Genomic DNA, 21,338 nt, shown 5'->3' on the forward strand with positions numbered 1-21,338 from the left:
ACTGGGATTGGTACAGGGAGTGTGAGGGAGATTGGTACGGGACGTGGGATGGCGAAGGGTTCGTGATTGAAGACCCCGAGCCACCCAGCGCCGCTCCTGACTCCTCCGAGACTGCCGCCGCACCTGAACCGCCTGCTCCGGTTGCAGCCCCCGCGCCTGTGCCGTCCAACTGGGGCGGACCAGCTTTGGGATCCGGGCTGTGGAACCTGGAGAACAACGAGTACCACTACGAGCGTCCTCCCGAGCTCCCCATTCCTGGCATAGATAGATTTCTCGCTGATCTGCTTCCTGGGATAAGGGACTATTACGTTTCCCACTACGCCGATGAATCCAGGCATTACCGCGATCCGGCATCCACTGGCGGTATGGCGGCGTCGGTGGTCAGCGCGGTCGTGCCGGAAACGGGGCATTTGCTGAAGTATGTTGGTCAACTGCTGGAGAGAGGTCTGGATGAGAAAACTTTCAGTACCTTGAAATGGATGTCCCGCAAGAATAATTTTCTGATTCAAGGTTTGTTCAGTTGGAACGCCATTCAGAAGGACATCGCCGCCGGCACGCCGCCCAAGGTTGCAATGGGTTCTGAGGCTGCGTTGTTCGTGTTCAACCTCGGAGCCTCATGGCTGCTCGTTGGCGCGGCGGGCGCTGTTGGACTTACGGCGACAGCGCCTGCCGCCGTTGCGGCATCCATCATCATAGGCATCGGTGTTGCCTTTGGCTCAGATCGATTTGGATTAAAGGACTGGGCCGCCAAATTGATCAATGACGCGCTCTTGAACGTAGATGCCATGTTGATCGAGCAGCCTTCGAGCGTGGATGACGCCTCTTCCGATCATCAAGCACCGCCAGCTGGCAGCGATCTGGGCGCGTCTTCCCTGCCTTCTGTGGATACGCCTGCGCAACCAAACGCACCCTCCGCCGATGATGGCTTGACACAGTTCTCCGATTATCAGATCTACCTGGCAATGCGCGAGATCATCGAGCATCCGGAGTTGTATCCGGACGCGGCCGCCATCCTGCCCGATATCCTCTCAGGCATCGCGGACGCCATTCCGCCCGAAGATCTGGAAGGCGTCGATCCGGCGGGGGCGGATTCGAGTTTGAGCGCTCCGCCGGAAACGGTTCGCTATGTTGAGATTGAACCCGATAACGGCCTCAAGACATGCGTTGTTGATGATGACCGTTCGTATCTGTTCATCGGCGACGACACGCCAAACAAGATGGTCGGCGGCAAGGCGATCAACTGGTTCATGCCAAAGACCGATCATGGCGGGATCAATACGGTCATTGGCAATCCGGACGGCTACAACGTGCTGGATTTTTCGTTGAACGAAAAAGGCGTCGATATCTTCATACAAGGCAATGATCGTGTGGATGATCGGATCAAGGCCCTGGCCCAACTCCACGGGGTTAGCGCTGGCTGGTTCGAAGAGCGCTTTCTTACGCGCGACAACGCCCTGAAATTACTGCGGGGAGGGTTTGCATCCGAAGAGTTGAATGTCGATTCTTCCGCGCCGTTCTCCGAAGATAGTTATCGAAACATCGATTACATCATCGGCAGCCGTCATGATGACATCATCATCGGCGATGCGCTCGGAGGCATGACGATAACCGGCGGGGCGGGCAACGATACCTTCGTGCTGCATGGCGGCGGCAATCGCCTGGTGTTCAACGATGGAGATTTCGCCGCGCCAGGAAGCGGGGAAATCACCACCAAGTTCATTCACGGGCTGACGACAGGCTCGGAAGCCGATCACTTCAACGTGCAGAGGTATTTACCCAATTATCCGGAGCTGCGCGACTATTTTGGGTTCCACCTGGATCCCGACGTGCTGGACTTTTCCAATCTGGATGGCGACGTCAACACCGATGGCCATCAGGCGATGCGGTTCATCGGAGAACTCGCATTTACAGGGCATGCTGGCGAGCTCAGGTACGTGACGATGGATTCCCATGGAACGAACGTTCCGATCCAGGAGCCTGACGATGTCTACTACTTGAGCACCACCGTGCGTCTGGAAGGTGACAGAACTGGCAGCGGCAAAGCGGACTTCTTCATCGAATACACCAACTACCTCAACCCCTCCAACTACAACGAACTGCATATGGCGCAGGTAGTCGGAAATATCTATCCGTTCCTTGACGACGCCAATTTCTTCTTCGAATAACCCGCTGCTCGGACTTTTTTTATCGAGGTGGAACATGGCATTGGCACCGAGAGGGCTGTTCGAAACCCTGGAAGACGGCACCATCATCTACTACGGCAGGATGGGTTGGAACAAGCCCGGCTACATCGTTGACGAAGCAACCATGAGGGCGATCCAGAGGCTGACTGCGGCGTCGACCGGTACGGCGATTCTGACCATTCCGGCTCTGTTTCGCGCCGGCTTCTTATGGCTGTCGCTGGCGCTGGGGATCCTTCTGGTCGCCGTGACTCACGTTCAACACAAAAAGCTCGTCAAGGACCTGCCGGTCTCCACGCTCCACTGCACGCCGGGGTTCAGACGGCGATTTGTTTTGATAAGCGTGGACATGTCCTATTTCGTGCCGGTCTTGTGCCTGATCTTCGTTTGCCCAGCGCTTGCGTGGATAGGTTGGAGCAGCCTGGATGATCCCGATACCAAGCCGATATTGTCGTGGGCAGCATTGGCTGGCGGGGTTTTGGGATGGTTGTTCAGCGCCGCCATGTTGTCCGTCAAGGTCACGATGTCGGTGCGCCGTGTCAGGGCCTGGCTCAAAGACCGGAGGAAGTGAGACAGGCCGGTTCCGCGTCGCGATTCTGTTCGTCCGGAGATGTCGCGGCGCTTTCCCCTTACTCCAACGGCAACGTCAACACCCCCTGCGTCGCCGGCCGCATCATCACGCGCCGGTACCACGCCGACAGCGCCGGGGTGTCCGGCCGCTCGATCGGCAGCGCCAGCCAGCGGTGCGCCGAGCACACCAGGGCGATGTCGCCCATGGTGAGGTGGCGGCCGGCGATGAACTCGCGGCCTTGCAGCGCCTGGTCCAGAATCTGCGCGCGGGCATTGCTGCGCTTGACCGACAGCTCGATGGCGGCGTGGTCGCGCTTGGCTTCCGGCGTACGGATCAGGCCCAGGAAGGCCGGGCCCATGGCGCCCTGCCATTCGGTGGTCTGCCAGTCCATCCAGCGGTCGGCGTCGGCGCGCAGACAGACGTCGTCGGGCCAGAGGGTGCCAGCGCCGTAGCGGGCGGCCAGGTAGCGCACGATGGCGTTCGATTCCCACAGCACGAAACCGCCGTCGTCGATGGCGGGCACGGTGCGGTTGGGGTTGATTTTGGCGTACTCGGGCGTGTCGACCACGCCGAACGGGCCGCCGGCCTCGATGAAGGTGTGCGGCAGCGCCAGTTCGCGCACGGCCAGCATCACTTTCTGCACATTGACGGACGTCAGCCGTCCCCAGATCTTCAACATAACCGGTCCTTGTAAGGGTCAGACGGGCGGCAACTGCCGCCGCGCAAAGCCGCTGTCGCGCCCGAAGCGCGTCCAGTTGAAAGCGGGCCCCGGGTCGGTCTTGCGGCCCGGCGCGATGTGTTCGTGGCCCCAGGCGGCCGCCAGGGGGTAGCGTGCGCGCAGCACCGGCGTCAGCCGGCGCAGGGCCAGGTACTGTTCGTCAGTGTAGGGCAGCGTGTCGGTGCCTTCCAGCTCGATGCCAATGGAGAAATCGTTGCAGCGCTCGCGGCCGGCGAAGCGCGAGACGCCGGCATGCCAGGCGCGCGCATCGGTGGAGACGAACTGCACGATGCGGCCGTCGCGGCGGATGAAGAAATGCGCCGATACCCGCAGGCCGCGCAGGCGTTCCAGCCAGGGGTGCGAGCCGTAGTCCAGCGTGTTCAGGAACAGGCCGGCCACCTCGGGGCCGCCGAATTGGCCGGGCGGCAGGCTGATGTTGTGCAGCACCAGCAGCGACACCTGGGCGTCCTGGGGACGCGCGTCGCAGTTGGGGGAGGGCAGCCGGGAAACGCCCGGGGCCGGCGCCAGCCAGCCATGTCGATCCAGAAGCAGGGGCATGGGAGGAAAGCAGGTTGGTATCCAACGTGCATTATGCCGTGCGTGTGAAAAGGGGGCGAATGAGGGCCGGGCCCACCCGGGGGCGGTGCTGTCGTTGCGTCCTGTGATGGGCGAGCCTCTCCGGGCTGGCTGGCGGGCAGGGCGGGCTGGCGGAATGGCGGAATGGCGGGCTGGCGGGCCCGCGGATCCGGGCCGGCCAGTCGCTCAGACCCGCCTTTTATTTCGCCGCCGGTCCCAGCCGGGCGTGTTCCTGGCTGCACCAGGTCTGGCCGCCCTGCAGCAGGGCCTCGGAACGCGGCAGGTGGATGCCGCAGTGGGCGCAGCGGACCATGGCCTCCGGCGCGCCGGTGGCGGGCGGGTTGGGCGTGGCGCGCGGCTTGGCGCTGGCGGGGGAATCCTGGCGGGCGGCGGCCATGCGGCCGGCGATGCGCGCCACGAACAGCACGCCGATGATGATGACGATCCAGAACAGCAGTTTGCCCACGTCAGCCTCGATGCAGAATGACTTCCAGCACGAACCGGCTGCCGGTGTAGGCCAGGATCAGGAATCCGAAGCCGGTAAGGGTCCAGCGCAGGGCGACGCGGCCGCGCCAGCCCCAGATGTGGCGCCCGGCCAGCAGCACGCCGAAGGTGAACCAGGACAGCAGGGTGAAGACGGTCTTGTGGTCGAACGGCAGGATCTGGCCGGTGAGCTTCATGGAGGCGATGGAGCCCGAGCCGACGGCCAGGGTCAGCACCACGAAGCCGATCCAGATGATGCGGAACAGCAGTTGTTCCTGCACCAGCAGCGGCGGCTGCGAGTCCAGCACGCGGCCGATGATGCTGCGTTCGGCGGGGGCGTCCAGGGGGCGGTGCAGGTGGCGGTCGAGCAGCGCCATCAGCATCGCGTGCAGGGCGGCGATGGTAATCAGCCCGTAGGCGCCCAGCGCGATCAGCAAATGCACGCGCAGCCAGGCGTTGTCGGCATGGGGCACGAATTGTCCCTGGGGGAACAGGGCGGCCAGGCCGCTGGCCAGGGTGGCGGCCGGCAGCAGCAGCAATTGCAGGCCGTCGATGCGCACCAGCAGGCTTTCGAGCCAGAAGACGACCATGCCCAGCCAGATGGCGGCAGACAGGGCCAGCGCCCACCCGATGAACAGGTGCGGGGCCCCCAGCATGGACTGTTGCAGCCCGATTCCATGGAGAACCAGGGCTCCCAGCAGGCACAGACGGGCGACTTTGCCCGTTTGCTCGACTTCCCCGGCGCCCGCCAGGCGGATCCAGAGGGACCCTCCCAGCACGGCGTACGCCAAGGCGGCCGCTGTGTGAAATACAATGCCTAGTGACATAGAAACCGTTGTCTGGATGGGGCCTGGGGGCGCATGCCGCCCGACAGCGCAGAATCCGCGCCTGCGGCCACCGTTCAATCAACTAGTTTAAGCGGAAACGCCTCTCATGCTCGATAACCTAACTCAACGCCTGTCGCGCGTCGTCAAGACACTGCGCGGCGAAGCCCGCCTGACCGAGGCCAACACCCAGGAAATGCTGCGCGAAGTGCGCATGGCCCTGCTGGAAGCCGACGTGGCGCTGCCCGTGGTGCGCGATTTCGTCGCCCGGGTCAAGGAAAAGGCGCTGGGCGAAGAAGTCGCCAGCAGCCTCAGCCCCGGCCAGGCCCTGGTGGGCGTGGTACACAAGGAACTGACCGCCCTCATGGGCGGCGACCTGGGCGCCGATTCCGGCGAACTGTCGCTGGCCGTGCAGCCGCCCGCCGTCATCCTGATGGCCGGCCTGCAGGGCGCGGGCAAGACCACCACCACCGGCAAGCTGGCCCGCTGGCTGAGCGAAGGCCAGCACACCCAGCACGGCCGCAAGACCGGCAAGAAGAAGGTGCTGGTGGTGTCCGCCGACGTTTACCGCCCGGCCGCCATCGACCAGTTGAAGAGCGTGGCGGCGCAGGTCGGCGTCGATTTCCTGCCAAGCGACCCCAGCCAGAAGCCCGAGGACATCGCCCGCAACGCGGTCGACCATGCCCGCCGTCACCACTACGACGTGCTGATCCTGGACACGGCCGGCCGCCTGGGCATCGACGAGGCCATGATGCGCGAGATCCGCGCGCTGCATGACCTGGTCAAGCCGGTCGAAACGCTGTTCGTGGTCGACGCCATGCAGGGCCAGGACGCGGTCAACACCGCCCGCGCCTTCGCCGAGGCGCTGCCGCTGACCGGCGTGGTGCTGACCAAGCTGGACGGCGACGCCCGCGGCGGCGCGGCGCTGTCGGTGCGTCACGTCACCGGCAAGCCGCTCAAGTTCGTCGGCGTCTCGGAAAAGCTGGACGGCCTGGAGCCGTTCTACCCCGAGCGCATGGCGCAGCGCGTGCTGGGCATGGGCGACATCGTCTCGCTGGTCGAGCAGGCCCAGAAGAACATCGACATCGCCGAGGCCCAGAAGCTGGCGGCCAAGATCAAGTCGGGCAACAAGTTCGACCTGAACGACTTCCGCGACCAGCTCGGCCAGGTCAAGAAGCTGGGCGACATGGGCTCGCTGCTGGAAAAGCTGCCGGCCCAGTTCCAGCAGGCCGCCGGCCAGTTGCAGGGCGGCCAGGCGGAAAAGCAGTTGCGCCGCACCGAGGGCATCCTCAATTCCATGACGGCTGCCGAGCGTGCCAAGCCTGAACTCATCAAGGCCTCGCGCAAGCGCCGCATCGCGGCGGGGTCGGGCGTGCCGGTGCAGGAAGTCAACCGCCTGCTGGCCCAGTTCGAGCAGATGCAGGGCATGATGAAGCAGATGAAGAAGGGCGGCATGGCCAAGATGATGCGCGCCATGGGCGGCATGAAGGGCATGGGCCGCTTCATGAAGGGCTGACCGGCGCGCCGGCGCCCGGCGGCGGGGGGCCCTCGGGGCTGCCGCTGACCGCGGGCGCTTGCCCCCGGGGATTTCCGCCAAAAAAATGGCCAGGCATTGCGCCTGGCCAAATCATCGCGGCAGGCAGGGGGTTCTGCGCCGCGATACGGGCCCGCGAGGGCCCATTCTGTTTCGTGGCTTACGACAGGGGCGGGATGCGCAGCACCTGGCCCGGATAGATCTTGTCGGGGCTGGTCAGCATCGGCTTGTTGGCCTCGAAGATCAGGGTGTTCTTGGCGCCCTGGCCCTTGCCGTATTGCGCCTCGGCGATCTTCCACAGGTTGTCGCCCTTCTGCACCGTGTACATCTTGGCCTCGGGCGCGGCCTGCTTGACCTTCAACTGGTTGTCCACCGCGGCCACGCCGACGGTGTTGCCCAGCGCCAGCGCGATCTTCTCGGCGGCTTCGGTGTTGGCGGCCTCGCCCGTGACGGTGACCTTGTCGCCATCGACCGAGATCTGCAGGCCATCGGCATTCAGGCCGTGCTTGTCGAGTTCCTTCTTCAGCTCATCCGGCGTGGCCGCCTTGGCTTCGCTGGCACCGAAGAGTTTTTCTCCAACGTCCTTGATGAAATTGAGCAGACCCATCGTGTTTCCTTTGTCTATGTTGCGGTGAGAGAAAGAGCGATGCGTGTCAGGGCGCGCGGTCCCTGGACTTCTGCGCACGATGCCGGCGTTGCCGTGGTCCCGCGGGCGGGCGGCGGCGTTCAAGCCTGTTTGCCGGGCCGGGCCGGGCCCGGACGCGCCAGCATCAACGATTATGACTCGCCACGTCGTCGCCTGAGGGGGGTAATCGTGTAACAGGTTGCTAGCCATCCGTCAGGATGATGAAAAAAGGGCTGCATTGCTGCAGCCCTTTTGCAGGGGGCGATCGCCGCTTGCCGGCCGCGCCGCGGGTCAGCCGCCGCCCACCGCCACGACGATCTCGATCTGGTCGCCGTCGCTCAGCGCGGTCTGCGCGTGCTGGCTCTTGGGCACGATCTCGCCGTTGCGTTCCACCGCCACGCGCTTGCCGGCATAGCCCAGCGTTTCGAGCAGTTCGTTCACCGTGGTGTCGAGCGGAAATTCACGGGCGTCGCCGTTCAGGGTGATGTGCATGGGTCGGTCTCCTCAGCGTTTGGCGTAGGCGTCGGTGGCGGCGATCAGGCGCGCCAGCGTGCCGGGTTCGTCGAAGGCGTGGCCCGCGTCGGGCACGATATGGAACTCGGCCTCGGGCCAGGCGCGGTGCAGGTCCCAGGCGGTGCGCGCGGGGGTGCAGGCGTCGTAGCGGCCCTGCACGATGGTGCCGGGGATGCCGCGCAGCTTGTGGGCGTCGCGGATCAACTGGCCTTCTTCCATGAAGCCGGCGTTGACGAAGTAGTGGTTCTCGATGCGCGCGAAAGCCAGCGCCGCGCGGTCGGCGGCGTGGCTCTGCTGGTGGCGCGGGCTGGGCAGCAGCGTGATGGTGCTGTCTTCCCATTTGCTCCAGGCCTTGGCGGCGCGCAGTTGCTCGGCCGGGTCATTGCCCGTCAGGCGCTTGTGGTACGCCGCCACCAGGTCGCCGCGCTCGGCTTCGGGAATGGGGGCCAGGTACTCTTCCCAGCGATCGGGGAACAGCCACGACGCGCCTTCCTGGTAGAACCATTGCACTTCGGCGCGGCGCAGCGTGAAGATGCCGCGCACCACCAGTTCGCTGACCTGCTGCGGGTGGGTCTCGGCATAGGCCAGCGCCAGCGTCGAGCCCCATGAGCCGCCGAACACCAGCCACTTGTCGGCGCCCATGATCTCGGTGCGCAGGCGCTCGATGTCGGCCACCAGGTGCCAGGTGGTGTTGTTGTCCAGGCCGGCGTGCGGCGTCGAGCGGCCGCAGCCGCGCTGGTCGAACAGCAGCACGTTGTAGCGCTTGGGATCGAAGAGTTGCCGATGCACCGGCGAGCAGCCGCTGCCGGGGCCGCCGTGCAGGAACACGGCGGGCTTGCCCTGCGGGTTGCCGCAGAGTTCCCAGTAGACCTGGTGGCCGTCCCCGGTATCCAGGATGCCGTGGCGGTAGGGTTCGATCGCGGGGTAGAGCATCAGGCGACTCGCTTGAAGATCAGGTCCCAGACGCCATGGCCCAATCGCAGGCCGCGCGTCTCGAATTTGGTCAGGGGGCGGTAATCAGGGCGCGGCGCGTAGCCGTCCGTGGTGTTCTTCAGTTGCGGCTCGTTGCCCAGCACGTCGAGCATCTGCACCGCGTAGTCTTCCCAGTCGGTGGCGCAATGGATATAGCCGCCCGGCGCGATGCGGCTGGCCAGCAGCGCGATGAACGGCGGCTGGATCAGGCGGCGCTTGTGGTGGCGCTTCTTGGGCCACGGGTCGGGGAAGTAGATGTGCACGCCGGCCAGCGAGTCCGGCGCGATCATGTCGCGCACCACCTCGACCGCGTCGTGCTGGATGATGCGCAGGTTGGGGATGCTGGAGTCCTCGATGCGGCGCAGCAGCGAGCCGACGCCGGCGTTGAACACTTCCACGCCCAGGAAGTTGTCGCCGGGGCGGGCCAGCGCGATCTTCTCGGTGGTCTCGCCCATGCCGAAGCCGATTTCCAGCACCGTCGGCGCTTCGCGGCCGAAGGCGACCGCGGGGTCCAGGCGCCTGGCGGCGTAGGGAATCGACCATTTGCCCAGCAACTGCTCAAGCGCGGCCAACTGGCCCTGGGTGATGTGGCCGCGGCGGTGCACGAAGCTGCGGATGTGGGTGGCGCCCGGGCTGTTGGGGGCGTGCGCGGCGCTGGCCAGCGCGGCTTCGGTCTGGGGGGAAACCGGCGCGGGCGCGTCGGGGTTGCCGGGTGTTGCGGGGGTGTTCACGGGCGGAGTCGCAGAGCTGTTCGTTGTCATAGGCGGGATTGTAGTGGCAGCCCCGCCGGGCTGCAGTCCGCGTTTCGGTTTAAATGGGGACTTATCGCTGGCGATCGAATGGGGCGGGTCCCCCCCGGGGTCCGCGCGCTATAGTGCAGCCGCGGCGTCCGCCTGGCGCCGCGCGTCCATCATGAATATCGCCCGCATCGACCTCGTCACGCTCTCGCTTTTCGTCTCGGTGGCCCGCCAGGGCAGCATCTCGGCCGGCGCGCGCGCGTCGCACCTGGCGGTGGGGGCGGCCAGCAAGCGGATCTCGGACCTGGAGGCCGCGCTGGACACCCAACTGCTGTACCGCAACGCGGCCGGCGTCGAGCTGACCGAGGCGGGCCAGGCCTGCCTGGTCCATGCCCTGCGGGTGCTGCAGGAAGTCGAGCAGATGGCGGGCACCCTGTCCGACTATGCCCGGGGGGTGCGCGGGCAGGTGCGCATCGCCGCCAATACCTCGTCGCTGACCCAGTTCCTGCCGGAAGATCTGGCGTCCTTCATGGAAGCGCACCCGGCCGTGCGCATCGACCTGGAAGAGCAGAACAGCAGCGACATCGTCACTGCCGTGCTGGAGAACCGCGCCGACATCGGCGTGTTCGCGGACCGCACCCCGGCGGCGGGCCTGGCCACCGTGCCGTACCGGCTCGACGAGCTGGTGCTGATCGTGCCGCAGCGTCATCCGCTGGCGCGCCAGGCCAGCGTGGCGTTCGCCGATACCCTGGCCTACGACTACGTCGGCCTGCCGCCCGCGACCTCGCTGGCCACCCGCCTGGCCGACGAGAGCGGCCGGCTGGGCCGCGACATGCGGCTGCGCATCCAGGTGCGCAGCTTCGACGCCATCTGCCGCATGGTGGCCGCCACGCGCGGGGTCGGCATTCTGCCGCGGCTGGCGGCCGAGCCGCATGCGCGCTCCATGCCGATCCGCCTGATTGCCCTGTCCGACGACTGGGCGCGCCGCTGGCTGCTGCTGGGTGTGCGCGATGCCGACGCGCTGCCGGTGGCGGCGCGGCTGTTGCTGGCGCATCTGCGCGGCGCGCAGGACCCGGGCACGGCCTAGAGGCCGGCTCGCACGCAAAAAAAGCGCTTGGTGGCGGCCGGCAATCGGTCGGCCTGTCCGGCCGGGTCGCGGCCGCCGCGCCGGGCTTTCTCGATCCGGGAATGCCCCCTTCCCGAATCGTCCATTCCGCCGCCCCGGGCGATGACGCACACTGCGGGCCATCATCGGTTGGATGCGCCCGGGAGGCGACATGGCAGGGCAGATACTCGCCGGCATACGCGTGCTGGAACTCGGACAACTCATCGCGGGGCCGTTCGCCGCCAAGACGCTGGCGGACTTTGGCGCGCAGGTCGTCAAGATCGAACCGCCCGGGCAGGGCGATCCGCTGCGCAAATGGCGGCTGCTGCACGAGGGCACCTCGGTGTGGTGGGAGGCCCAGTCGCGCAACAAGCAATCCGTGTGCGTGGACCTGCGCCAGCCCGAGGGCCAGGACATCGTGCGCCAGTTGGCGGCCGAGGCCGACGTGCTGATCGAGAATTTCCGCCCCGGCACGCTGGAGAAGTGGGGCCTGTCGTGGGAGACGCTGCACGCGCTGAACCCGCGCCTGATCATGCTGCGCATTTCCGGCTACGGCCAGACCGGGCCGAAGGCGCGCGAGCCGGGCTTTGCCGCGATTGGCGAAGCCATGGCCGGCCTGCGCTACCTGAATGGCGAGCCCGGCCGCGCGCCGGTGCGCGCCGGCCTGTCGCTGGGCGACACCATCGCCGGCCTGCATGGCGCGCTGGGCGTGCTGCTGGCGCTGTACCAGCGCGATGCCCGTGGCGGCCAGGGGCAGGTCATCGACGCGGCGCTGTACGAGAGCCTGTTCAATCTCAGCGAGAGCCTGCTGCCGGAGTATTCGGTGTTTGGCGCCGTGCGCGAACCGGCCGGCGCATCGCTGCCCGGCATCGCGCCGTCCAACGCCTATCCGTGCCGCGACGGCTATGTGCTGATCGCGGGCAATGGCGACGCCATCTACACCCGGCTGATGGCGCGCATCGGCCGCGACGATCTGGGCCGCGATCCCGAGCTGGCGCGCAACGACGGCCGCGCCCGCCGCGTGGCCGAGATCGACCAGGCCATCGGCGCCTGGACCGCCGAACGCAGCATCGACGAGGTGCTGCAGGCCATGCGCGAGGCCGACGTGCCGTCGGGCCGCATCTATTCGGTGGCCGACATCGCCCACGATCCGCATTACCAGGCGCGCGGCGCCATCACCCGCCTGGAGGCCGCCAGCGGCATCGCCGTGGACATGCCGGCGGTGTTTCCGTGCCTGTCGGCCAACCCCGGCGCGGTGCGCGAGCGCGCGCCGACGCTGGGCGAGCATACCGACGCGGTGCTGGCGGCAGCGGGCCTGGGCCCGGAACAGCGCGAGGCGCTGCGGGCGCGCGGCGTGATCGCATGAACCGCGCCATTCCCCTTAATCCGGCATCGAGGATGCGCTCATGAACACCGGTTCCCCCGTCCTGGAAATCAACGAGGTCGGCCCGCGCGACGGCTTGCAGATCGAGGCGCGCATGGTGCCGACCGAAGACAAGATCGCCTTCGTCGATGCATTGTCCGATTGCGGCTTTGCCCGCATCGAGGTCACCAGCTTCACTTCGCCCAAGGCCATTCCGGCCCTGGCGGACGCGGGCGCCGTGATGCAGGGCATCCGCCGCCGGCCCGGCGTGATCTATACGGCGCTGGTGCCGAACATCCGCGGCCTGGAGCGGGCGCTGGAGGCCGGCGTCGACGAGATGAACCTGGTCATGTCTTGCAGCGAGACGCATAACCGCGCCAACCTGCGCATGACCCGCCAGCAATCGTTCGACGAACTCAGCCAGGTGCTGGCGGCCGCCGGACGCGCCGGCGCGCCTTGCAACGTCTCGCTGTCGACCGCGTTCGGCTGCCCCTTCGATGGCGACGTGCCGGCAGGGCAAGTGCTGGGCCTGGCCGCCCGCCTAGTCGACGCCGGCGCCCGAGGCATCACGCTGTGCGACACCACCGGCATGGCCTACCCCAGCCAGGTCGGCGAGCTGTGCGCGCAGGCCGCGCAGCGCTTGCCGGGCACCGCGCTTACCGTCCACCTGCACAATACGCGCGGCATGGCGCTGGCCAATGCCGTCACCGCCTGGCAGGCCGGCATCACCCGTTTCGACGCCGCCGCCGGCGGCCTGGGCGGCTGTCCGTACGCGCCCGGCGCCAGCGGCAACGTCAACACCGAAGAACTGGTCCACATGTTCGAGTGCATGGGCGTGCGCACGGGCGTGTCGCTCGAATCGCTGCTTGCCATCCTGCGCGGACTGCCGGGGCTGGTCGGCCGCGAGCTGCCCATGGCGTTGTTGCGCGCCGGGCCGCGCCTGGCCGCGCATCCGCCGCCCGCGTGGCTGGCGGAGCGGTTCGGGCCGGCCGGCGACGCCGCCTAGGTTTTGCTTCACACCACGCGCCCGGCCATCGGGCGCTTCATACAAAAACAGCAAGGAGACAACCGCATGACCGCATTCCGTTTCGTTCCCGTTCTACGCGCCTGCGCCATCGCGCTGGGCGTGGCCGCCGCTGGCGCCGCCCACGCCCAGGCGGATTTTCCCAATCGTCCCGTCACGCTGATCGTGTCGGCCGCGCCCGGCGGCACCACCGACATCGCCGCCCGACTCATCGCCCAGCCCCTGGGCGTCGCCCTCGGCCAGAGCGTGGTTGTCGAGAACAAGCCCGGCGCCTCCGGCGGCATCGCCGCGCAGGCGGTGGCCCGCGCCAAGCCCGACGGCTACACGCTGTTGCTGCAGTATTCGGGCTTCCAGGTCATCACCCCGCACGTCACGCCGACCTCCGGCTGGGATCCGATCAAGGATTTCGCGCCGGTGGCCAATGTGCTGTCCGCGCCCCAGGTCGTGGTGGTGCGGCCGGACCTGCCGATCAAGTCGCTGAAAGACCTGGTCGCGTACGCCAAGGCGAATCCCGGCAAGCTCAATTACGCCTCGTCCGGCAATGGTTCATTGCAGCAGGTCGCCACCGAACTGCTCAACCAGATGGCGGGCACGCAGATCACGCATATCCCGTACAAGGGCACCGGCCCGGCGCTGAACGACCTGCTGGGCGGCGCCGTCGACATGACCATCACCACGCCGCCGCCGCTGCTCGGCCAGATCGCCGCCGGCAAGCTGCGCGCGCTGGCCGTCACCGGCAATACGCGCCTGGCGTCGCTGCCGGACGTGCCCACCGCCGCCGAGGCCGGCTATCCCGACCTGATCGTCTCGTCCTGGTTCGCCATGTACGCGCCCAAGGACACGCCCGCGCCGGTGGTGGACAAGATCGCCGGTGAAATCCAGAAGATCATGCAGACCGACGCCTTCCGCCAGAAGGCGGCCGAGCAGGGCGCCGAGGCCGAATTCATGGGGCCGAAGGCGCTGGGCGACTATACCCAGGCCGAGCTGGACCGCTGGGGCAAGGTGGTGAAGGCGGCGGGGATCACGGCGAACTGAAGGCGGTGGCCTGGGGCGGAAAAACCCAGGCTATAATTCCTGTCTCTGCTCCGGTCTTGCGCCGGGGCACGACACCCGAGCGGGTGTAGTTCAATGGTAGAACGGCAGCTTCCCAAGCTTCATACGAGGGTTCGATTCCCTTCACCCGCTCCAATTCGCCAGTTCCCTGTCTGACTCGCAACGGGCCGTGTGCCATGCTCGCATGGGCCGCCGCGCCAGCGGGTGTGCGCGGCGTGACATCCGCGTCAATCGCGCATCATGCGGCAAGGCGGAAGGCCTCTGCCATTCGGTCCTGTTCCCATGCGGATAGGCCCAGTCTTTGGGCCAGGGTTCGCCATTGGCCGACAATGTCCCGGAAATCGTTGATGATTTCGTCTGCTTCACGAAGGGTCAGGCGGAAGTAGTTGGCAATCTGTCGAGTCAATTCCAGGTCCAGGGCATTATCCGCATCGGTAATGTTCAGCTTGAGACCGTCGGCGTAAGGGACGGGGTTCATGTCGTACGCCGGGGAGAGTTTCCAGCCCAGGCCCGGCACCAGGATGAAGCCATGGTTGCGAAGGTGATCGTCGGCGTTGGATACGAGGATGTTGAAGACGATTCGCGACCATAGTTCTCGCAGATCTTGATTGGGTTGCGCGCCCTGGTTCATGAGCGCCTCCGCCAGTTCCAGGTAACTGACCCCCGTCGAGGCGTCGTCCACGACGCTCGCCTTGGGCCTGGCGCCGCCGAGTGAGCCGCCTGGCGCGATGAGCATGCGCAGCCAGTCCTGTCCCCGGACCGCGACGTTGTCGGGGTCTCGCTCAAGCGCACGGCTGGCCTGCTCCAGCGCGCGGATTTCTGTAAACGGCGGGGCCGCAAGGTTGATGCGATTGTCGAGGAAATCTCCAGTGTCCTCGAGTCGGTACCGCAGCGCGCCCACGCGGTACACATCATGCACGCCAAGCAGGTAATCCGACTCGTATAGACGGGCCCGCGCCGGCACCAGACCTTGGCGTTTGTCACGCTCGAATCTTCGATCCATCAAAAGGCGGCCCCAACGGTCGGGGCTGGAATCTTTGAAGACCCCGAATTGGTCTCTTGGTGCGACGGGGTACTGTGGTCCGCCGAAGGCTTGAATGCCCGGGTCCAATTGCAGCCCGTGGAAAAGCGGGGAGGTGAGCGCGGCTTCGTCATATTCGAATTCGAATCGCTCAGTCGCCCGGGTCTTGCGGCTGTGCAAGAAGCCGAGTCGTTGGGGGCCGGGCAGTCCATCCCAATCCGCATATACGGCGATCATGCTCATGACGGCGCATTCCCTTTACGTTTCGGTTTCCGAAGCAAAGAGGCCAGGCTGTCCGTACTCGCGATGTCGACGCTTTTCCCTGGTTTGCCTTCCACCGGCTTCCCCGCGCTTGCAGCCGCCGGCTTGCGGACCTTCGTCTTCGCGCTATTGGTCTGGGTTGAGGAGGCGTTGTCCCGCGCTCGGGCGTTCGGTGACGGGTGGCCGACCGTCTCCGGGGCGGTCCTGTGTTGGCGACGCACAGAAGCATTCCTGATCAAGCGAGCGTCCTGAAGTTGTCGGCCGAGTTCGTCGGCGCCCGCAAGCTTGGCGAGATCGTCGGCCAGCCCCAGGACTTGCATGACGGACAGGTAAGCCCCGATCGTGACTCCCGACCCGCCGGCCTCCAGGGAACGCAGGGTCATGGGAGACATGCCCGCTCGCTCGGCGACTTGTTTGGCGGACAACTTGCGGCGCAGGCGCGCAAGCTTGAGCCGCTCACCGAATTCGACGAGGAGCTTGCTGGTTCCTGGCAGGAGAGGGGCGGTCTTTTTTGCCATGGCTAATATTTTAGCTATTTAAGATATTAGATGCCAAAATATTAGCATTTATGAGGTGTTTTCTGAAAGTCAGGGAGGTGCTTACGTCTTTTCCAGCAATATGGGAATGAAAATATTTCATTCTTTTTGGATAAGAATGGCCAAAATAATTACATCCAAAGTGCCCGGCGTGATTCAAGTACCCTATAGCCCATCACCCGCGCCAGAATGACAAGTAATGCAAGAAGATCTTTTCGGCGACGCGCTGCCCGTTCCTCCGGCCGAGGCCCCGCGGCAGGCAACGCCTCCTGACATCCCCGAGCTTTCCGCCCTCCGGGGCATGGCCAAAGTGCTTCCCGCGCCCGCGGGGCAGGAATGGCGCGCGCTCGCCCGGCAGTTGCCCGCCCAGTTGCGCTTTGGCGTCTCCACCTGGTCGTATCCCGGCTGGGAAGGGCTGGTCTGGGACGGCGAATACGATTCGAGCACACTGTCCAGGCACGGCCTGGGCGCCTACCACCAGCATCCGCTTTTGCGCACGGTCTGCGTGGACCGCACGTTCTGGCAGCCGTTGACGGCGAGCCAGTACGCCGCTTATGCGGGGCAGGTCGATGAGGATTTCCGTTTCGTCGTCAAATGCCCTGCCAGCGTTACCGACGCCCAGGTGCGTGGCGAAGCAGGCAGGACGCGGCAGGCCAACCCGCTTTTCCTCGACCCGTCGGTGGCTGTCCAGGAATTCGTGCGCCTGGCGCTCGAAGGCCTGGGGGCCAAGCTCGGTGTGCTGGTGTTCCAACTGAGTCCGTTGCCTCTGGGCATGTTGAGCCGCTCGGCATCGCTGTTCGAGAAACTGGGGCGCATGCTGGCCGCCGTGCGGGAGGCATTGTCCGCGCATGATGCCGTGATCGTCGCCGTGGAAGTGCGCGACCCGGAACTGCTGGGTCAGGCGCTGGTTGACACGCTCAAGGCGCATGGGGCCACGTTCTGCCTGGGGCTGCATGGCAAGATGCCGCCGATCGACGCGCAACTGCCGATGCTGCGCGCGCTCTGGCCGGGGCCGCTGGTCTGCCGCTGGAACCTGAACCGCGTGTTCGGCGCATACGGTTATGCGGACGCGCAGAAGAAGCATGATCCGTTCAATGCCCTGCTCAGCGAGGATCTTCCCACGCGCGCGGCGCTGGCGCGCACGATCCGCGGCATTACGGGCGCGGGCCAGCCGGCCTACGTCACGGTCAGCAATGACGCCGAGGGCTGCGCGCCGCTGTCCATCCAGAAACTGGCCCAGGCCATCGCCGGGTAGATCGGGCCTGTCCGGCTCGCCCTGCCCGGCATCGAGCTTGCCGGGCGCCCCCCGCCGGGCGCGCTAAAATCCGCTCCCCATGCGCTACGCCGATTTCCACCAACGTCTCGCCGCCCTAGGCGCCCAGCCCGCCCATCGCGGGCGGGTCCTGCGCGCCTGGCTGACCGGTCAGGCGTTCGACAGCGACATATGGCGGCGGCGCTTCGACAACTATCTGCCGCTGGCGCTGCGCGAGGCGCTGCCCGCCCTGGCGGCGGAGCTGGACGGCCTGGCCCGTGTCCGTTCCGAGCATGCCGGCCACGATGGCTCGCGGCTGCTGGTCGACCTGGCCGACGGCCAGATGGTGGAAAGCGTGCTGCTGCCGCGAGACGGGCTGTGCGTGTCCACCCAGGTCGGCTGTGCGGTCGGCTGCCGGTTCTGCATGACCGGCAAGAGCGGCCTGATCCGCCAGGTGGCCAGCATGGAGATCCTGGCGCAGGTGGTGCTGGCGCGGCGGCTGCGCGCGGTGAAGAAAGTGGTCTTCATGGGCATGGGCGAACCGGCGCACAACCTGGACAACGTGCTGGAAGCCATCAACCTGCTGGGCACCGAAGGCAATATCGGCCACAAGAACCTGGTGTTCTCCACCGTGGGCGATCCGCGCGTGTTCGACGCGCTGCCGCGACAGGCGGTCAAGCCGGCCCTGGCATTGTCGCTGCATACGACCCGCGCAGAGCTGCGCGAGCACCTGCTGCCGCGCGCGCCGAAGATCGCGCCGCGGGACCTGGTGGAAATGGGCGAGCGCTACGCCCGTGATACCGGTTACCCGATCCAGTATCAGTGGACGCTGCTCAAGGGGGTCAATGACGGCGACGACGAACTCGACGCCATCCCGCGCCTGCTCAAGGGCAAGTTCGGCGTGCTCAACGTGATCCCGTTCAACAGCATGGAAGGCGACGACTACCAGCGGCCCGAGGCCGAACGCATTCGCGAGATCGTGCGCACGCTGCATCGCCGCGGTGTGCTGACCAAGATCAGGAACAGCGCCGGGCAGGATGTGGACGGCGGCTGCGGCCAGTTGCGTGCCCGCGCGGCGGGGGCGGAGCAGGTGGTGGAACTGCGCCGCAACCGCGCCACCACGCGGCAAGCCGCGTAAACGCGGCCTTGCCCGGGGCGCGGCGCGTCGTGACGGCCGGTCAGGCGTCGGCGGGATTGATCAGCGACGTCAGCACGTGGTCCGCCCAGCTTCCGTCGATTTTCAGATAGGCCCGAGCCGTTCCTTCGCGCTCGAACCCCAGGCTGCTCAGCAGGCGCGCGCTGCGCGTGTTCTCGGGGCGATGGTTCGCCATGATGCGATGCAGCCCGTGCTCGGCAAACATGAAATGGGTCGCCGCGAGGAGGCATTCCCGCATCAGGCCCTGGCCTTCGCGGTCTTGCGCGACAGAGAAGCCCAGATGGCAGGCCTGGAAGGCCCCCCGCACGATATTGGTGAAGTTGCAGGTGCCGACCAGGCTGTCGTCGGTCCTGTCGAACAGCAGCAGGTGCACCGCCTGCCCGGCGGCGGCACTCGTTTCCATCGCGGCCAGCCGTTCTTCGGTCGACGCGGCGGTGTAGAACGCGTCGGACCGGGCGGGCTCCCAGGGCCGCAGGTGGGCCCGGTTGGCAAGGTGGTACGCCAGCAGGGCCGGGGCATGTTGGCGAGTCGCTTGCCGCAGCGACAGGCGGGGCGTGAGCAGCGGACCGGCCGGGGCCGTCGGGGTGGGGATCATGGGGCGCGGGATGAGCAGCAATGGAAGGCGAGAAGATACCGCGGACAGGTGAACGGCGGAAGCGCGTGGCGTTGACCGCCCGGGTCGACCGGCGGGCTATGCGGGCATGTCGGCCGGGTGATCAGCAGGCTCGCGGTTGAGCTTCGCGTGCCGGTACAGGCCCTCCCGATCCAGGATCGTCATGCCGCCATAATGCGTGCGCAGCACCCCCGCCCGCGCCAGCTTCGTCAGCGCGGCGTTGCAGCGCTGGCGCGACACGCCGCACAGGCCGGCGATCTCTTCCTGCGAGATCTTGAGGCGGCCGTTGGTGCCGGAATGCTGCTCGGCGTTCAACTGCGCGGCGACGGCGCGGGCCACCGTGGTGTCCACGTCCAGCAGCACGTTGCCGGTATAGCAGGCCATCAGCCAATTGACGCGCTGCGCCAGGTGGGTCATCAGCGCTTTGGTGAACGCGATATTGTTGTTCCACAGGCGCTCGCAGGTGTCGCGCGGCAGGATCACGACCTGGCTCGGGCGCAGCGCCACCACTTCGTATTCGAACGGCTCGCGGCGGATCATGGTGGCCTCGCCGAACCAACTGCCGGTGCTGAAGCCGGCCAGCGACAGCGACCGACCGTCCGAGCCGCGCGACGACCATTTCACCAGGCCGTCCACCACGCCATACCAGCCCAGCGATTTCGAACCCTCGCGGAACAGGCGTTCGCCCGCCTGCAATGACACCACCCGCAGCTCGGCCCGGACCACGTCGCGTTCCAGGCGCGGCAGGCCGTTGTACCAGGGCACGACGGCCAGCATCCGGTCCACCGGGTCTTGCTTGGCTCGCCGCTTCGGGCTGGCAGGTTCATGGCCGGTTCCGGCTGCCGGTGCGCGCATGGTTGTCCCCGTTCCGCCGTGGTGAGGGCGCCCAGGTAAACCCTAGGGCGCTTTGTCAACATGATGACTGTTCGCTGGCGGGGCCAGTCCGAGAATATTCGGGGCCCCAGAGCCAAAAAACCATAAGAGGAGACAGGTATGTTGTCAATGCCACGCAGGTTTTCGCGCGCTGTCCTGGCCGGCGCCATCGCCGGCGCGCTGCTGCACGCGGGCGCGGCCCGGGCGCAGATTTCCGACGACGTGATCCGGATCGGCTTCATCACCGACATGTCGGGCGTCTATTCTGGGCCGGACGGCCCGGGCGGGGCAGAAGCCATCAAGATGGCCATCGAGGAGATGGGCGGCGAGATCAATGGCAAGAAGATCGAGCTGCTGACGGCGGACCACCAGAACAAGGCGGACATTGCCTCGGCCAAGGCGCGCGAATGGTTCGACCAGCGGGGCCTGGACATGCTGATCGGCGGCACCAATTCGAGCACGGCGCTGGCCATGTCGAAGGTGGCCGCCGACAAGAAGAAGCCGATCATCGTGGTGGGCGCGGGCGCGCCGGCCCTGACCAACGAGCAGTGCACCCCATACACGCTGAACTATGCCTACGACACCGTGGCGCAGGCGCGCGGCACGGGCGCGGCGGTGGTGAAGGCGGGCGGCAAGAGCTGGTACATCCTGACGGCGGACTATGCCTTTGGTCATGCGTTGCAGGCCGATACCACCAAGGTGGTCGAGGCGGGCGGCGGCAAGGTGGTCGGGTCGGTCAAGCATCCGCTGTCGACCAGCGATTTCTCGTCGTTCCTGTTGCAGGCGCAGGCCAGCAAGGCCGAGATCCTGGCGCTGGCCAATGCCGGCGCGGACGCCACCAATGCGATCAAGGCGGCCAACGAATTCGGCCTGACCAAGACGATGCGGCTGGCCGGCATGATCATGTTCATCAACGACATCCACGCCATGGGCCTGGAGACGGCCAAGGGCATGTACCTGACCGACAGTTGGTACTGGAACGCGTCGGACGAGACGCGGGCCTGGGCGCGGAAGTTCTACGAGCGCCGCAACGCCATGCCGTCGTCGCTGCAGGCGGCCGACTATTCGGCGGCCATCCAGTACCTGCGCGCGGTCAAGGCGACGGGCACCGACGATGCCGACAAGGTGCTGGCGTATCTGCGCGAGAACAAGCTCGACGACGTGTACATCAAGAACGGCGTGGTGCGTCCGGATGGCCGCGTGGTGCACGACATGTATCTGCTGCAGGTCAAGACGCCCGAGGAATCGAAGGCGCCCTGGGACTACTTCAAGGTGGTCCAGACCATCGATGGCAACGAGGCCTTCACCACCAAGGCCGAGACCCGCTGCGCCCTTTGGAAATAAGAGA

Annotated in this window: 22 protein-coding genes and 1 tRNA gene; 11 read left to right on the forward strand and 12 right to left on the reverse strand. The window is 66.4% G+C overall.

Features of this window, described 5'->3' with window-relative positions:
* Positions 1–62: 62 nt before the first annotated feature.
* Together SB816_RS04625 and SB816_RS04630 are read left to right on the forward strand one after the other, a co-directional pair.
* On the forward strand, positions 63–2,165 hold the full coding sequence (locus SB816_RS04625; protein ID WP_343719364.1) for a hypothetical protein: 2,103 nt from the start codon (positions 63–65) through the stop codon (positions 2,163–2,165).
* Between the two features lie 34 nt (positions 2,166–2,199).
* Positions 2,200–2,751: a hypothetical protein gene (locus SB816_RS04630; protein ID WP_144655599.1), complete on the forward strand. Its 552-nt coding sequence runs from the start codon at positions 2,200–2,202 to the stop codon at positions 2,749–2,751.
* Between the two features lie 58 nt (positions 2,752–2,809).
* On the opposite strand, the gene SB816_RS04635 is transcribed toward SB816_RS04630, so the two are convergent.
* From SB816_RS04635 to SB816_RS04650, 4 genes are all read right to left on the reverse strand, one after another.
* Positions 2,810–3,430 carry a glutathione S-transferase family protein gene (locus SB816_RS04635; protein ID WP_269873591.1) on the reverse strand — a complete coding sequence of 207 codons (621 nt, stop codon included), beginning with the start codon at positions 3,428–3,430 and terminating at the stop codon, positions 2,810–2,812.
* A gap of 18 nt (positions 3,431–3,448) precedes the next feature.
* Positions 3,449–4,027 (reverse strand): 1,6-anhydro-N-acetylmuramyl-L-alanine amidase AmpD, encoded by a 579-nt coding sequence (gene ampD / locus SB816_RS04640; RefSeq protein ID WP_054500574.1) that lies wholly within the window; start codon positions 4,025–4,027, stop codon positions 3,449–3,451.
* Positions 4,028–4,244: 217 nt separating this feature from the next.
* Positions 4,245–4,511, reverse strand: a complete 267-nt coding sequence (locus tag SB816_RS04645) for a PP0621 family protein (protein WP_059272645.1) — start codon at positions 4,509–4,511, stop codon at positions 4,245–4,247.
* Between the two features lies 1 nt (position 4,512).
* Positions 4,513–5,355, reverse strand: a complete 843-nt coding sequence (locus SB816_RS04650) for an inner membrane protein YpjD (protein WP_049076371.1) — start codon at positions 5,353–5,355, stop codon at positions 4,513–4,515.
* Between the two features lie 106 nt (positions 5,356–5,461).
* On the opposite strand from SB816_RS04650, the gene ffh reads away from it, so the two are divergent.
* Positions 5,462–6,868: a signal recognition particle protein gene (gene ffh, locus SB816_RS04655; protein WP_049076369.1), complete on the forward strand. Its 1,407-nt coding sequence runs from the start codon at positions 5,462–5,464 to the stop codon at positions 6,866–6,868.
* A 178-nt stretch (positions 6,869–7,046) separates the two neighbouring features.
* Here the strand turns inward: ffh and lysM are convergent, their stop codons facing one another.
* The 4 genes from lysM to trmB form a co-directional block, all read right to left on the reverse strand.
* Positions 7,047–7,493: a peptidoglycan-binding protein LysM gene (gene lysM, locus SB816_RS04660; protein ID WP_006385755.1), complete on the reverse strand. Its 447-nt coding sequence runs from the start codon at positions 7,491–7,493 to the stop codon at positions 7,047–7,049.
* 309 nt (positions 7,494–7,802) lie between these two features.
* Positions 7,803–8,003 (reverse strand): sulfur carrier protein ThiS, encoded by a 201-nt coding sequence (thiS, locus tag SB816_RS04665; RefSeq protein WP_056559414.1) that lies wholly within the window; start codon positions 8,001–8,003, stop codon positions 7,803–7,805.
* A gap of 12 nt (positions 8,004–8,015) precedes the next feature.
* Positions 8,016–8,957, reverse strand: coding sequence for a prolyl aminopeptidase (gene pip, locus SB816_RS04670; RefSeq protein WP_054500576.1), 942 nt, complete (start codon positions 8,955–8,957; stop codon positions 8,016–8,018).
* Complete coding sequence (trmB, locus tag SB816_RS04675) at positions 8,957–9,727, reverse strand: tRNA (guanosine(46)-N7)-methyltransferase TrmB (RefSeq protein WP_410546560.1); 771 nt, start codon at positions 9,725–9,727, stop codon at positions 8,957–8,959. Before trmB ends, pip begins: the two co-directional genes overlap by 1 nt.
* A 181-nt stretch (positions 9,728–9,908) precedes the next feature.
* On the opposite strand from trmB, the gene SB816_RS04680 reads away from it, so the two are divergent.
* The 5 genes from SB816_RS04680 to SB816_RS04700 all read left to right on the forward strand — a co-directional run bounded on the left by SB816_RS04680 (position 9,909) and on the right by SB816_RS04700 (position 14,413).
* On the forward strand, positions 9,909–10,820 hold the full coding sequence (locus SB816_RS04680) for a LysR substrate-binding domain-containing protein (RefSeq protein WP_059272644.1): 912 nt from the start codon (positions 9,909–9,911) through the stop codon (positions 10,818–10,820).
* Positions 10,821–11,010: 190 nt separating this feature from the next.
* Positions 11,011–12,204 carry a CaiB/BaiF CoA transferase family protein gene (locus SB816_RS04685; protein ID WP_054500579.1) on the forward strand — a complete coding sequence of 398 codons (1,194 nt, stop codon included), beginning with the start codon at positions 11,011–11,013 and terminating at the stop codon, positions 12,202–12,204.
* Between the two features lie 40 nt (positions 12,205–12,244).
* A complete protein-coding gene (locus tag SB816_RS04690; RefSeq protein ID WP_410546561.1) occupies positions 12,245–13,207 on the forward strand; it encodes a hydroxymethylglutaryl-CoA lyase in 963 nt (320 codons plus the stop codon).
* Between the two features lie 66 nt (positions 13,208–13,273).
* Complete coding sequence (locus SB816_RS04695; RefSeq protein WP_064524789.1) at positions 13,274–14,260, forward strand: Bug family tripartite tricarboxylate transporter substrate binding protein; 987 nt, start codon at positions 13,274–13,276, stop codon at positions 14,258–14,260.
* A gap of 79 nt (positions 14,261–14,339) precedes the next feature.
* Positions 14,340–14,413, forward strand: a tRNA-Gly gene (locus tag SB816_RS04700).
* Positions 14,414–14,516: 103 nt separating this feature from the next.
* Here SB816_RS04700 and SB816_RS04705 read toward each other — a convergent pair.
* Together SB816_RS04705 and SB816_RS04710 are read right to left on the reverse strand one after the other, a co-directional pair.
* Positions 14,517–15,542: a type II toxin-antitoxin system HipA family toxin gene (locus tag SB816_RS04705; protein ID WP_410546562.1), complete on the reverse strand. Its 1,026-nt coding sequence runs from the start codon at positions 15,540–15,542 to the stop codon at positions 14,517–14,519.
* Complete coding sequence (locus tag SB816_RS04710; RefSeq protein ID WP_081273463.1) at positions 15,539–16,078, reverse strand: helix-turn-helix domain-containing protein; 540 nt, start codon at positions 16,076–16,078, stop codon at positions 15,539–15,541. The genes SB816_RS04705 and SB816_RS04710 overlap by 4 nt, the downstream gene beginning before the upstream one ends.
* 217 nt (positions 16,079–16,295) lie before the next feature.
* Here SB816_RS04710 and SB816_RS04715 point away from each other — a divergent pair, with 217 nt between their 5' ends.
* Both SB816_RS04715 and SB816_RS04720 read left to right on the forward strand, forming a co-directional pair.
* Positions 16,296–17,351, forward strand: a complete 1,056-nt coding sequence (locus tag SB816_RS04715; protein ID WP_410546563.1) for a DUF72 domain-containing protein — start codon at positions 16,296–16,298, stop codon at positions 17,349–17,351.
* A 79-nt stretch (positions 17,352–17,430) separates the two neighbouring features.
* Positions 17,431–18,486 (forward strand): RNA methyltransferase, encoded by a 1,056-nt coding sequence (locus SB816_RS04720; protein WP_116791620.1) that lies wholly within the window; start codon positions 17,431–17,433, stop codon positions 18,484–18,486.
* Between the two features lie 40 nt (positions 18,487–18,526).
* Here the strand turns inward: SB816_RS04720 and SB816_RS04725 are convergent, their stop codons facing one another.
* Positions 18,527–19,099, reverse strand: a complete 573-nt coding sequence (locus tag SB816_RS04725) for a GNAT family N-acetyltransferase (protein ID WP_175189463.1) — start codon at positions 19,097–19,099, stop codon at positions 18,527–18,529.
* A 96-nt stretch (positions 19,100–19,195) separates the two neighbouring features.
* The gene (locus SB816_RS04730) at positions 19,196–19,972 is read right to left on the reverse strand and encodes a Crp/Fnr family transcriptional regulator (protein WP_231891503.1); all 777 of its coding nucleotides are present in this window, start codon (positions 19,970–19,972) and stop codon (positions 19,196–19,198) included.
* A gap of 138 nt (positions 19,973–20,110) precedes the next feature.
* Between SB816_RS04730 and SB816_RS04735 the strand changes: the two genes are divergently transcribed.
* Positions 20,111–21,334: an ABC transporter substrate-binding protein gene (locus SB816_RS04735; RefSeq protein ID WP_100507583.1), complete on the forward strand. Its 1,224-nt coding sequence runs from the start codon at positions 20,111–20,113 to the stop codon at positions 21,332–21,334.
* Positions 21,335–21,338: the final 4 nt, after the last annotated feature.

It is taken from the genome of Achromobacter sp. SIMBA_011 (assembly GCF_046535435.1).
GTDB lineage: Bacteria > Pseudomonadota > Gammaproteobacteria > Burkholderiales > Burkholderiaceae_B > Achromobacter > Achromobacter dolens.